General features: G+C 63.6%; 11 protein-coding genes. 7 read left to right on the top strand and 4 right to left on the bottom strand.

Annotation, left to right across the window (positions count from 1 at the left end; all coding sequences use genetic code 11):
- Positions 1-72 precede the first annotated feature (72 nt).
- Entirely contained in the window at positions 73-1,329 is a 1,257-nt protein-coding gene (locus NKI37_RS20335; protein WP_352666429.1) for a D-amino acid dehydrogenase, read from the top strand.
- Between the two features lie 104 nt (positions 1,330-1,433).
- Here the strand turns inward: NKI37_RS20335 and NKI37_RS20330 are convergent, their stop codons facing one another.
- The 3 genes from NKI37_RS20330 to NKI37_RS20320 all read right to left on the bottom strand — a co-directional run bounded on the left by NKI37_RS20330 (position 1,434) and on the right by NKI37_RS20320 (position 5,026).
- On the bottom strand, positions 1,434-3,584 hold the full coding sequence (locus NKI37_RS20330) for a phospholipase D-like domain-containing protein (RefSeq protein WP_023700247.1): 2,151 nt from the start codon (positions 3,582-3,584) through the stop codon (positions 1,434-1,436).
- Positions 3,581-4,021, bottom strand: coding sequence for a phospholipase A2 family protein (locus NKI37_RS20325; RefSeq protein WP_023693154.1), 441 nt, complete (start codon positions 4,019-4,021; stop codon positions 3,581-3,583). The genes NKI37_RS20330 and NKI37_RS20325 overlap by 4 nt, the downstream gene beginning before the upstream one ends.
- 123 nt (positions 4,022-4,144) lie before the next feature.
- Complete coding sequence (locus tag NKI37_RS20320; RefSeq protein WP_023693153.1) at positions 4,145-5,026, bottom strand: LysR family transcriptional regulator; 882 nt, start codon at positions 5,024-5,026, stop codon at positions 4,145-4,147.
- Between the two features lie 365 nt (positions 5,027-5,391).
- Here NKI37_RS20320 and NKI37_RS20315 point away from each other — a divergent pair, with 365 nt between their 5' ends.
- Both NKI37_RS20315 and NKI37_RS20310 read left to right on the top strand, forming a co-directional pair.
- Complete coding sequence (locus tag NKI37_RS20315) at positions 5,392-6,888, top strand: CoA-acylating methylmalonate-semialdehyde dehydrogenase (protein WP_023684131.1); 1,497 nt, start codon at positions 5,392-5,394, stop codon at positions 6,886-6,888.
- Between the two features lie 204 nt (positions 6,889-7,092).
- On the top strand, positions 7,093-7,392 hold the full coding sequence (locus NKI37_RS20310) for a hypothetical protein (protein ID WP_352787066.1): 300 nt from the start codon (positions 7,093-7,095) through the stop codon (positions 7,390-7,392).
- A gap of 36 nt (positions 7,393-7,428) precedes the next feature.
- Here NKI37_RS20310 and NKI37_RS20305 read toward each other — a convergent pair whose 3' ends face one another.
- A complete protein-coding gene (locus NKI37_RS20305) occupies positions 7,429-8,118 on the bottom strand; it encodes a GntR family transcriptional regulator (protein WP_502895729.1) in 690 nt (229 codons plus the stop codon).
- 69 nt (positions 8,119-8,187) lie between these two features.
- Between NKI37_RS20305 and NKI37_RS20300 the strand changes: the two genes are divergently transcribed.
- The 4 genes from NKI37_RS20300 to NKI37_RS20285 all read left to right on the top strand — a co-directional run bounded on the left by NKI37_RS20300 (position 8,188) and on the right by NKI37_RS20285 (position 12,930).
- On the top strand, positions 8,188-9,081 hold the full coding sequence (locus NKI37_RS20300) for a dihydrodipicolinate synthase family protein (protein WP_352787064.1): 894 nt from the start codon (positions 8,188-8,190) through the stop codon (positions 9,079-9,081).
- Positions 9,082-9,132: 51 nt separating this feature from the next.
- On the top strand, positions 9,133-10,551 hold the full coding sequence (locus tag NKI37_RS20295) for an NAD(P)/FAD-dependent oxidoreductase (protein WP_352787062.1): 1,419 nt from the start codon (positions 9,133-9,135) through the stop codon (positions 10,549-10,551).
- 13 nt (positions 10,552-10,564) lie between these two features.
- The gene (locus NKI37_RS20290; protein WP_352787060.1) at positions 10,565-11,566 is read left to right on the top strand and encodes a 4-hydroxyproline epimerase; all 1,002 of its coding nucleotides are present in this window, start codon (positions 10,565-10,567) and stop codon (positions 11,564-11,566) included.
- A 461-nt stretch (positions 11,567-12,027) separates the two neighbouring features.
- Complete coding sequence (locus NKI37_RS20285) at positions 12,028-12,930, top strand: branched-chain amino acid ABC transporter permease (RefSeq protein WP_023668715.1); 903 nt, start codon at positions 12,028-12,030, stop codon at positions 12,928-12,930.
- Position 12,931: the final 1 nt, after the last annotated feature.

Below are 12,931 nucleotides of genomic sequence, written 5' to 3'. Positions count from 1 at the left end.
GGCGGACGCCGCAGAATCCGGCAGACAGGAGGCGGCGGCCCTCTGACGGAAGTCGTCGTGGAGAGTGATGCGATGAAGATCTTCGTGTTGGGCGGCGGCGTTATCGGGGTCACCACTGCCTATTATCTCGCTGAGGCCGGCCACGAGGTGACGGTGTTCGACCGCCAGAAAGGGCCGGCGCTGGAAACCAGCTTCGCCAATGCCGGCGAGATCTCGCCGGGCTATGCTTCGCCCTGGGCCGGCCCCGGCATTCCGCTGAAGGCAATCAAGTGGCTGTTGATGAAGCACGGCCCGCTGGTGGTGCGGCCGGCCTTCGATCCGTATATGTGGACATGGCTCATCAAGATGCTGCGCAATTGCACCGCGGATCGCTATGCCATCAACAAGGCGCGCATGGTGCCGCTCGCCGAATACAGCCGCGACACGCTGAAGGCGCTGCGCGAGGCGACCGGCATCGCTTATGATGAGCGGACCAAGGGCACGCTGCAGCTGTTTCGCACGCAAAAGCAGCTCGACGGCACCGGCGGCGATGTAGAGGTGCTGAAGAAATATGGCGTTCCCTACGAGTTGCTCGATCCCGAAGGCTGCATTGGCGCCGAACCTGCGCTGGCCGGCGTGCGGGAAAAGTTTGTCGGCGGGCTGAGATTGCCCGGCGACGAAACTGGCGACTGCAAGATGTTCACCGATCGGCTGGCCGAGCTCTGCGGGGCGCGCGGCGTCACGTTCGAGTACGGTACGCAGATCCGGCGCTTCTCCAAGAACCGCAATCGCATCGTCAGCGTCGGCACCGACCAGCGCTCGCGCGCGGCCGACGCTTATGTGCTGGCGCTGGGCAGCTATTCGGCGCGCTTCATGCGCCTGCTCAGGCGCCCGATCCCGGTCTATCCGGTCAAGGGCTATTCGATCACCGTTCCGATCAAGGACGCGGTCGCCGCCCCGGTGTCGACGGTAATGGACGAAACCTACAAGGTGGCGATCACCAGGCTCGGCGACCGCATCCGCGTCGGCGGCACGGCGGAGATTTCCGGCTTCGATCTCAGGCTGCATGAATCGCGCCGGCGCACCCTCGAACATTCGGTCGGCGATCTGTTCCCGGATGGCGGCGACCTCAAGGCGGCGTCCTTCTGGTGCGGGCTGCGGCCGATGACGCCGGACGGGCCGCCGCTGGTCGGCCGCACCGAGTTCTCCAACCTCTATCTCAACACCGGGCACGGCACGCTTGGCTGGACCATGGCCTGCGGCTCGGCCAAGGTGCTGTCCGACATCATCTCCAGCAAGGTGCCTGATATCGATGTGCGGGAGCTGGGGCCGGAGCGTTATTTGAGGTAGGGGTGCTTTTTAAAGCTCGCGGGCCAGCACCCCCTCTGTCCTACCGGACAGAGGGGGTGTAAAGGATCGCTACAGAACGGCATTCCTTCAGCCTCGCCAGCCCCTCAAAACGCCTCCTTCACCCAACCCTTCGAGAACAGCCATCGGTAGGCCCACGGTATCGTCACCTTGGTCGATACCGGGTTCGAATGGGCGACATAGTCGTCATAGACCGGCTGCATCCTGGCGTAGAAGGCAGGGTCGAGCACCGTCATGCCGTTCTCCAGATCGTGGAAGAAACTGCGGTTGTTGAGATTGACCGACGAGATCGTCACCAGCCTTTCGTCGATCATCATGATCTTGGAGTGCAGCACGACATCGGGGGCCTTGAATTCGCGGATGTTGATGCGGTCGCCATATTTCTCGACGAACAGCTTGTTGAGCGCGGTCAGCAGCTTGCCGCCAATATCGCCCTTGAGGTCGATGCGGCCGACAATGTCGATCCTGACGCCGCGCGCCAGCGCCCGCTCGATGGCCAGGCTGAGCTTCGGCGTCAGATTAAGGTAGGGATTGACGATCTCGATATGGTGCCGGGCAGTGTCGATCAGCTCGACGAAATAGGTCTCGAGCGCATGGTTGTCCTCGTAGGGCACGGAAATGAAATGGCGCACCGTGCCCGGCGGGCGCCGGCTGTCGGAGCGCACCGGAATGGAGAAGGGTCTTGCGATGTTGGTGTCGGCGTCGCGCAGCCACAATGTCGAGAGATGCGCGGCCAGCGTCTCGACCGTGGCCGGGTCGGCAAACTCGATGTCGAAATCGCTCCAGTTCGAATAGTAGTTGAGCGAGAGGCCGTCGGTCTTGCCGTATTGCTCGAGGTTCGGATAGCGCGACAGGTCGATCGGCTTGTGGAACAGGAAGCCGTCATGAATGTTGCGGCCGCCGATGATGACGCGCGAGCGGGCGGGATCCTCGGCAAGTGTCGCCAGCATCTTGACGTGATGGGTCTTGTGCAGCTGTGACAGTTGCTCGTCGACCGGCGCGCCGTGGTCGGCCCGCCAGCGATATTCCTGCAACTCGACATTGGGATAATCGGCCGCCAGCCGGTGCAGCAGCGCGTCGTCCTTGTCGCGCTCCAGCACGTCTGTGACCATGATGCGCACTTTGGTGCCGAGGCCTGCGTGATGGCGGATCAGCCGCTCGATGACGCGGCCGGAAAAATCGGCCTTGAACTCCAGCGACGACAGATAGACCAGCTTGAGTTTCGGCGCGCGCGAGAAATCGAGCGGCAGTTCGGGGTCGGCCTTGTCGAAGGCGCTGTCGGGTAAAGGCGCGCCGAGCAGCGCTTCGACCTTGGCGTTAAAGCCGTCGCGCGACTTGCGTAACAGGCGCGGTGACCCAAGCGGCAGCGAACAGCTCTGCGACAGCCAGCGGCCGGCGTAAAAGACGCTGGCAAGCTTATCCAGGCGGGATGGATCGGGCACTGGACAACGCTCGTAGCGGCTGTCGAGCGCGGCTATCGCCGGATAGGCAACCTCTTCGCGCAGGATGGTGAGCGGGGCGCCTGCCGGCGCCAGACTGGAGCTGAGCTTGAGGCTGCAACGGTTCAAACCATCGCTGGGGAACAGGCTGGCGGTTTGCCCGGCCGACAGGCGGAGGCGGAAGGCGGCACCGCTCGCCACGCTGCGCGAGCCACCGCCGGCGCGAATCGCCAGCGCCCCGTCGCAGGCGCCAGATATCTCAACCGGCTGCTTTCCCGCCTGGCGCATCACGATCTCGATCGAGCGCGCCTGCAGGCCGGAAAAGCTGAACGTCTTTGGCGCGGAGGGCCGCGCGGCGGCGTTGACATAGAGCGTCTGCCGCGACACGCGCCAACGGCCGTTGAAATGGCCTTCGCCGGTGCCCCTACCTGCCGGCATCTGTTCGGCGCTAACCGGCTTCGCCAGCTGTTCCAGCGTCCGGTAGGTGGCCTGGAAATCGCGGTTGGCGATGGCGTGGCGGTCATGGCCGAACGGACCGGTGCCGTTCGCCCTGTCGATGGCGCCGATCTGGTTGTGGGCGAGCAGCGCCAGGAACTGCCTTTCATAGTCGCTGGCACCGGCATCGCCGAAAAACGCTGCTGCTGCAGTCTGCGGTCCGGGCGTGCCGGCCGATACCGACGGCCGGCCGCAATCCTTCGCATCGGGGAAGAAATCGCAGCTGTGCCGGATCGGGGCGGCGCAACCGACAAGGGCCGCCAGCCCCAGCCCGGCCAGAGCCAGGCAGATGGCGCGGTTCATCCCGTGGCCCCGTTCATCGTCTTCAGCTCAGCCGGGTCGCGCGGCGGCATAAAGCCTTGCGGAAAGACCTTGCAGACGGGAAGTGCGAAAGTGGCGATCAAAAGCTCGGCCTCGCCGCGCACCTTTTTCGGCGCTGTCTTGTCATCACGGATCGCCTTTGCCGAGGCGACGAGCGCGCCGTCGCAGTCGCAATGATTATGGCGCGCGATGTAGCAGGCGTCATGGATTTGGCAGGCGCTGTCGAGGCGATTGACAGGGCGAGCCGAGAGGTCGCCGGTGCGGGTGCCGGGACCGCAGTAATTGCCGAAGACGAAAGGCGACGGGCGGGCCATTGCGATGCGGACCGGCTTGGGCAGTTCGGCTTCCGGAACTGCGGTCCATGGATTGGCGCAGGCGGAAAGCGCGACAAGCGGCAAGATGGCGAGCACCGCTCGCATTTTGATCCGCACCAGCTTTGCAAAAAAGTGTCCCACCCGGCGCAGCCAATCCCTAATGATAGGCGACATCGCGCTTGTTGCCACACTGGCCGATTTTGTGGCGAGGGCAAGGCGGCGCGGCCATCAGACAAACAGCCCGCGCTCTCTCTCGACCGCCTTGGTGATGAAGTTGGCGACGATCTGCACGCGGCGCAGCGGCCGGACCGATTCATGATAGACCAGCCAGTAGGCGCGGCGGATCGGCGTCACGATGTCGACGGGGATCAGCTCCGGCATCGAGCGGGCGACAAACGTGTGCAAGATGCCGATGCCAGCGCCCGACCGCACCGCTTCGGCCTGGCCCAGCGCTGAGGAGATGGCGAAGCTGGTGCGCCAGTCCGGGCTGAACTCTGCCGCATAGTCGAGCGACGGGCTGACGATCAGGTCTGGGACATAGCCGATCAGCGTATGCTGGCCGAGTTCGGCAGCGGTCTCGGGTAAGCCGTGCGCCTGCGCATAGGCGCGCGAGGCAAACAGGCCGAGTGTGTAGTCGACCAGCTTTCCCGCCACCAGCCTGCCTTCGCTCGGCCGCTCGACGGTGATGGCGATGTCGGCCTCGCGCCGCGACAGCGAGAAGGAGCGCGGCACCGGCACCAGCTGGATGGTGAGTTCGCGGTGCAGCGCGGTCAGCGCGCCAAGACGCGTGGCGAGGAATGCAACGCCAAACCCGTCGGGCGCGCCGATGCGCACGGTGCCTGAGATATCGTCGCCTTCGCCCGACACGGCGGAGCGCGCGGCGATCATGTCGGCTTCCATACGCTCGGCAATGTCGAGAAAGCGCTGGCCGGCCGGCGTCAGCTCGCTGCCGGTGGTAAGCCGGCGAAACAGTTTTGTCCGTAACGCATCCTCAAGCGCTGCGATGCGGCGCGAGACGGTGGCGTGATTGAGTTCCAGCCGCTTGGCGGCGCCAAGGATCTGCCCGGCGCGGGCCACGGCGAGGAAGATGCGGACATCATCCCAGTTCATGGGGGTGGTCCGGGCTAGCGGCGAACGCGGCGTTCCCGCCCACCCCCCTCTGGCCTGCCGGCCATCTCCCCCGCAAGGAGGGAGATTGGCAGCTCCGCCGACGGCACCTTTTTTGCAGCGTTGAAGATTTGCGAAGGCAACAACCACATCTGATATCCCCCCTTGCGGGGGAGATGTCCGGCAGGACAGAGGGGGGTGTGACGGAGCGCAACCTTCGGGCCTTTCAGCAATCTGTAATTTGCGGCAATTAATGCACACTCGTCCTTCGTTGTCTATTTCCCGCACAACGGTTGCGTTTCCCCTCGCGTTGCCTTCGCGCCTGCAAAGGCGTTGAATGCTTCATCACAAACTCAGGGAGAGAAACCATGATCGAATACGGTCATTTCATCGGCGGCAAGCATGTCGCCGGGACCAGCGGGCGCAAGCAGGACGTCATGCAGCCGATGGACGGCTCGGTGCGCGGCACGGTGGCGCTGGCTTCGCCGGCGGAACTGCGTGCGGCTGTCCTGAACGCCAAGGAAGCACAGATCAAATGGGCTGCGACCAACCCGCAGCGGCGCGTGCGCGTGCTGATGAAGTTTCTTGAACTGGTTGCTCGCGACTATGACGAACTGGCCGATCTCCTGGCGCGCGAGCACGGCAAGACCATTGCCGATGCCAAGGGCGACATCCAGCGCGGCCTCGAAGTGGTCGAAGTCTGCATCGGTGCGCCGCACATGATGAAGGGCGAGTTCACCGACGGCGCCGGCCCCGGCATCGATGTCTATTCGATGCGCCAGCCGCTTGGCGTCGTTGCCGGCATCACCCCGTTCAATTTCCCGGCGATGATCCCGCTGTGGAAGATTGCCCCGGCGCTGGCCTGCGGCAACGCCTTTATCCTGAAGCCTTCCGAGCGTGACCCTGGCGTGCCGATGCGCATCGCCGAACTGTTCCTCGAGGCTGGCCTGCCGGCTGGCGTTCTCAACGTCGTCAATGGCGACAAGGATGTCGTCGACGCCATCCTCGACGATCCTGATATCAAGGCTATCGGCTTTGTCGGCTCGACGCCGATCGCGCATTACATCTACTCGCGCGGCACGGCCGCGGGAAAACGCGTGCAGTGCTTCGGCGGCGCCAAGAACCACATGATCATCATGCCCGATGCCGACATGGACCAGACCGTCGATGCGCTGATCGGCGCGGGCTACGGCTCGGCCGGCGAGCGCTGCATGGCGATCTCGGTTGCCGTTCCCGTCGGCAACGACACCGCCAACCGGCTGATGGAAAAGCTGATCCCGCGTGTCGAAAGCCTCAAAGTCGGCCCGTCGACGGATTCGTCCGCCGATTTCGGCCCGCTGGTCACGGCGCAGGCATTGGAACGCGTCAAGGGTTATGTCGACACCGGCGTCAAGGAAGGCGCCAAGCTGGTCGTCGATGGCCGCGGCTTCTCCATGCAGGGCTACGAGGATGGCTACTATATGGGCGGCTGCCTGTTCGACAATGTGACCGCTGACATGCGCATCTACAAGGAAGAGATTTTTGGCCCGGTGCTGTCGGTGGTGCGTGCGCCGACCTATGAGAGCGCCATCAAGCTCGCCAACGATCATGAGATGGGCAATGGCGTGGCCATCTTCACCCGTGACGGGGATGCTGCTCGTGATTTTGCTTCGCGCGTCCAGGTCGGCATGGTCGGCATCAACGTGCCGATCCCGGTTCCGATCGCTTACTACACGTTCGGCGGCTGGAAGGCGTCGTCCTTCGGCGACCTCAACCAGCACGGCCCGGACGCGTTCCGCTTCTACACCAAGACCAAGACGGTGACCTCGCGCTGGCCCTCCGGCGTCAAGGACGGTGCCGAGTTCGTCATCCCGACGATGAACTGACCGGACGATTTCGAAGATCGACAAGAAGGCCCGGGGTTCAACGTCCCGGGCCTTTCTTTGTACGAAACCGACATTGGCGATCACGTTTAAGCGATGGAACCAAGAGCCTGTCATCTGCCTTAATTTGCATTCCTGCCGTGGTGCAGGCCATCAAAATAGCGCCGGTAGCAGCCGGGGTTCTCGTCTGGCGCAAGGAGGTGTCAGATGACACGACGTCTTGTGGCGGCGATGATTTTTGCGGTGTTCGCGATGTCCGGCATCGCCGAGGCCAAAGCCGATCAATGCGCGGCGCGGACCGACCTGGTCAAGGCGCTCGGCGAGAAGTTCCACGAAAACCAAGCCGCACGTGGCCTGGTGAACCCGAATGTGGTGCTTGAGATCTTCGTCTCCGACCAGGGCACCTGGACCATCCTGGCCACCGACACACGCGGCCAAAGCTGCATCATCACGGCTGGCGAAGGCTGGGACGGGGCGGCTATGGCAGCAGTCTTGCCGGGCACCTGATAAAAGAACCGGCCGGAAGTCTGGAGCAGACGGAGTTCAGCGTGTGGTCGCTATTTCGGCATGGCCGCGCAGCAGCGCCATCAGGCGTTTGGCGTCCTTGGCGGCAGCCTCTTCGTCACCAGCCAGGATCGAGCGGATTAGCGCGACGTGGTGCTCGGCCGATTCGGCCAACCCTGTGTCGGCCTTGTAGCGGAACCAGAAGCGGCGGCTGTGGGTCTGCAGGGGCGCGGCCAGGCGGGCCGCAAAAGGGTTGTCGGCGGCCATCGCCAAGGCCTCGTCGAGCGCCTTGTCGGCCTGGATGAAGGCCAGCACATTGCCCGAGATGACGGCCTTCTGCATGGCAAGGGCTGCCTCATGAAACAGGTCGGCGGCCTCACGGGTGACGAAGCGGGCGGCCGAGCGCGCCAGCACCACCTCGACGCCGCGCCTGGCATCCAGCACGCGCAGCCAGTCGCCGGGATGAAGCGGGGCAATGGCGATGCCGGCGCGTGGCCTGACATCCAGCAGTCCTTCCCAGGCGAGGCGCTGGATCGCTTCGCGCACCGGCGTGCGTCCTAGCGCCAGCTTTTCGATCAGCGCGCCTTCGGTGACAAAGCTCGCCGGCGCCAGTTCCAACGTCACGATCATATGCTCGAGTACATGGTAGGCCTTGGCGGCAGCCGGCTCGGGGTATGCTGTCTCACTGGATATCAAAGGTGGGCTCCTGATATATCTTCCATATATCACAACGGAGTCCGCGTTGACAGCCGGTCTTCCAACAGATATACGGCTGATATATCAGATGGAGAGACGATCATGTGGACCGGAGTTTTCCCCGCCGTCACGACCAAGTTTACTGATGACGACCGCCTCGACCGTGCCGAGATGGAGCGCTGCTTTGCTTTGCAGATGGAGGCCGGTTGCGACGGCATCATCGTCTGCGGTTCGCTCGGCGAAGGCCCGATGCTGTCGCATGACGAAAAAATCGAGGTGCTGAAGACTGCCCAGAAAGTTGCCGGCAGCAAGCCGGTTCTGCTGACGGTCAACGAGGCAGGCACCCGCGAGGCGGCGAGCATCGCAAAGCGCGCGAGCCGGGAAGGCGCCAACGGGCTGATGGTGGTGCCGAGCCCGATCTATCACACCAACCCGGAAGAGACGGTCGCCGCCTTGCGCGCCGTCGCTCAGGCCGGCGACCTGCCGGTGATGATCTACTCCAACCGCCTCGCCTACCGCGTCGACGTCACCGTCGACCAGATGGAGGAACTGGCCGCCGACAAGCGCTTCGTCGCCATCAAGGAGTCCTCCGACGACATCCGCCGCTCGACAGAGATCATCAACCGCTTCGGCGACCGCTACGATCTGTTCACCGGCGTCGACAATCTCGCCTTCGAGGCGCTGTCGGTGGGCGCCATCGGCTGGGTGGCGGGTCTGGTCGTCGCCTTCCCGCGCGAGACCGTCGCCATCTACCAGCTGATGAAGCAGGGCCGCCGCGAGGAGGCGCTTTCGATCTACCGCTGGTTCCGGCCGCTGCTCGATCTCGATGTCTCGACCTATCTGGTCCAAAACATCAAGCTTGCCGAAGTGCTCGCGATCGACACAAATGACCGCGTGCGCATGCCGCGCCAGCCGCTGTCGGGCGAGCGCCGCAAAGCGGTCGAGAAGATCGTCAAGGACGCGCTGGCGGTACGGCCGAAGCTGCCGCAGTTCTGAAGGCTTTCTTCTCCCCGTGCACGTGCACGGGGAGAAGATGGCGGCAGTCAGATGAGGGGCAGCGCCGACGTGCAAGGAAATTCCAGGGACACAGAGGAGGGCCGCCGCCCCTCATCCGCCCTTCGGGCCCCGCAGCCCTTCGCTGGCGCTCCGGGCGTTCGTCGTTCGGAAAGCCAAGCAGTCGGCTTTTCCACCGCTTCGCGGACCACTCCTCACCCCCGTGAACGGGGAGAAGGGGTAGATATCGCCATTGTCGGTGGCGGCATTGTCGGCATCTGCGCGGCGGCCATGCTGGCCGAGGCCGGGCGCAGCGTCACGGTCTTCGACCGCACCGGCATCTGCGAGGAGACGAGCTCCGGCAATGCCGCCGCCTTCGCCTTCTCCGACGTGCTGCCGCTGGCGCATAAGGGCATGATGCGGCACTTGCCGAAATGGCTTGCCGATCCGCTCGGGCCACTCAGCATCCCGCCGGCCTACTTGCCGAAGCTGTTGCCTTGGCTGTTGCGCTTCTGGCGCGCTGGCGCACCAGAAAAATATGAGGCGAGCCTTGCTGCTCAGGCAGGCATGATGAAGCTCGCCGAGGCTGAATGGATGGGCCTGCTCGACCGTTCCGGCACGCGGCTGATGCTGCGCGAGGACGGCTCGCTGGAGCTTTATGAAAGCGAGGCCGAATTTCAGGCCGGGCTGCCGGGCTGGGCGGCGCGCGAGCGCTTCGGCATCGGCTTTCGCCATGTCGAAGGCGACGAACTGGCGCGGCTGCAGCCGGGACTGTCGCCGCGCTTCATCAAGGGCACCTTCGTGCCGGGCTGGAAGACCGTCGCCGATCCGAAACTGCTCGGCAAGGGGGTGTGGACCTATGCCGAAAGGCTGGGCGCGCGTTTCGAAAAGGCGCGCATAGAGCGCGTCGCCGCCAATCCTGATGGCGCGACGCTGACGCTGGCCGACGGCACGACCAGGCAGGCAAGACATCTTGTCGTGGCCGCCGGGGCATGGTCGCATCGGCTGGCGAAGGCGCTCGGCGACACCATCCCGCTCGAAACCGAGCGCGGCTACAACACCACACTGCCGAAGACCGCTTTCGACGTGCAGCGGATGCTGATCTTTTCCGGCCATGGCTTCGTCATCACGCCACTCGACACGGGCTTGCGCGTCGGCGGCGCCGTCGAGTTGGGCGGTCTCGACCGTCCGCCGAATTTTGCGCGCTCGAAGGCCATGCTGGAAAAAGCCAGACAGTTCCTTCCGGGGCTGGACGCGTCAGGTGGCCGCGAATGGATGGGCTATCGCCCGTCGCTGCCGGATTCGCTGCCGGTGATCGGCACGGCGCGAACCGCGCCCAACGTTGTCTACGCCTTCGGCCATGGCCATCTCGGCCTGACCCAGGCGGCGGCCACCGGCCGCTTGATCCGCGATCTTGTTCTCGGGCAGACTTCGCGGATCGATCTTGCTCCCTTCAGCCCGCAACGGTTTTGAGTTCGAGGAAATCATGGCCAAAAAATCCTTCTTTTGCATCGACGGCCATACCTGCGGTAATCCGGTGCGGCTGGTCGCCGGCGGCGGCCCTTTGCTTCAGGGGTCGACGATGATGGAGCGGCGGGCGCATTTCCTGGCGGAGTATGACTGGATCCGCACCGGGCTGATGTTCGAGCCGCGCGGCCACGATGTCATGTCGGGCTCGATCCTCTATCCGCCGACGCGCGAGGATTGCGACATAGCCATCCTGTTCATCGAGACGTCGGGCTGCCTGCCGATGTGCGGCCACGGCACGATCGGCACGGTGACGATGGCCATCGAACATGGGCTGATCAAGCCGAAGACACCCGGCGTGCTCCGGCTCGACACACCGGCCGGGCTGGTCATCGCCGAATACAAGCAAGTCGGCGACTATGTCGAGGAGGTGCGCATCACGAATGTACCGTCCTTCCTTTATGCCGAGGGACTGACGGTCGACTGCCCGCAGCTTGGCGAGATCACCGTCGATGTCGCCTATGGCGGCAATTTCTACGCAATAGTCGAGCCGCAGGCGAATTTTCGCGACATGGCTGATTATTCCGCCGGCGATTTCATCGCCTGGAGCCCTGTGGTGCGGCAGCGGCTCAACGAGAAGTACTCGTTCGTGCATCCGGAAAACCCCGGCATCAACCGGCTGTCCCACATGCTGTGGACGGGCGAGCCGACAATGGCGGGCGCGGATGCGCGCAACGCGGTCTTCTATGGCGACAAGGCGATCGACCGCTCACCTTGCGGCACCGGCACCTCGGCGCGCATGGCGCAGCTCCATGCCAAGGGCAAGCTCAAGGCCGGCGACAGTTTTGTCCACGAATCGATCATCGGCTCGCTGTTCAAGGGCAAGGTCGAGAAGGACGTCACTGTTGCCGGCAAGCCGGCCATCATTCCCTCGATCGGCGGCTGGGCGCGGATGACCGGCCTGAACACCATCTTCATCGACGACCGCGATCCGTTCGCGCACGGTTTTGTGGTTAAGTGATACGGTAGGCTGCCGATCATCCACCGAGACCAGGACTTGGACCCAGAGCGGGACCTCTTGGCGAAACCAGTCAGCGAAAGGTTAGCGCGTTGGGCGAGGCATCCACCGCCATAAGTCGGGAAGGAACCCATGTTGCAGCTGGTCAGTACGGAATGTGGCTAAAAAACGAAGCCCGCCAACAACGCAAGGATTCGTCTCATCGCCGAATTTTGACCGGGATTTCTTCGAAATGAGGTCGCTGGCCCGGCTGAATCGTCAAAGACATTGCGTTATGCCAATGATAGGGTTCGCGATAGTCCAGGGGTCGGGAGCAAAAAAACGGGCAATCGGAAGGCGTGCCGGCAAAACACGCTCGACGTTTGAAAAATCACGTTGCAATCCGGGCTCGAAACTTTACGACTAGGGGAAATACGAAAAGGAATGCGTCTGCATGGGCGACATTCCAGGGGAGCCATGTACACATGCAGTACTTTGTCCAGCAGCTTATCAATGGGCTGACGCTGGGATCGATCTATGGGCTGATCGCAATCGGCTACACGATGGTCTACGGCATCATCGGCATGATCAACTTCGCCCACGGCGACATTTTCATGGTCGGGGCATTCGCCGCCCTCGTTGTCTTCCTCATCCTCGGCTCCTTGTTCTATTCGGTCCCGGTCGTCCTGGCGCTGCTGATCATGATGATCGTGGCGATGCTGCTCACCAGCCTCTACAACTGGACGATCGAGAAGGTGGCCTACCGGCCGCTGCGCGGTTCGTTCCGGCTGGCGCCGCTGATCACCGCCATCGGCATGTCGATCGCGCTGTCGAACTTCATCCAGGTGACGCAAGGTCCGCGCAACAAGCCGATCCCGCCGATGGTCAGCCAAGTCTACAACATCAACGGCATCAGCGTGTCGCTGAAGCAGATCATCATCGTCGTCGTCACCGCCCTGCTGCTGGCGCTGTTCTGGTACCTGGTCAACAGGACTTCCCTCGGCCGGGCGCAAAGGGCGTGCGAGCAGGACCGCAAGATGGCGGCGCTGCTCGGTGTCGATGTCGACCGTACGATCTCGATCACCTTTATCATGGGTGCAGCGCTTGCGGCCGTCGCGGGCACGTTGTTCCTGATGTATTACGGCGTCATCGCCTTTTCCGACGGCTTTGTGCCGGGGGTCAAGGCCTTCACCGCGGCCGTTCTCGGCGGCATCGGGTCTCTGCCGGGCGCGGTGCTTGGCGGGCTTTTGATCGGCTTCATCGAGAGCATGTGGTCGGCGTATTTCTCGATCGACTACAAGGACGTCGCGGCGTTCTCGATCCTGGCGATCGTGCTGATCTTCCTGCCTTCCGGCATTTTGGGCCGGCCAGAAGTCGAAAAGGTCTGAG

It is taken from the genome of Mesorhizobium sp. M0626, assembly GCF_040320665.1.
Taxonomy (GTDB): domain Bacteria; phylum Pseudomonadota; class Alphaproteobacteria; order Rhizobiales; family Rhizobiaceae; genus Mesorhizobium.
Note: the sequence above shows the minus strand (reverse complement) of the source record. Positions and strands in the feature narration are given on the sequence as shown.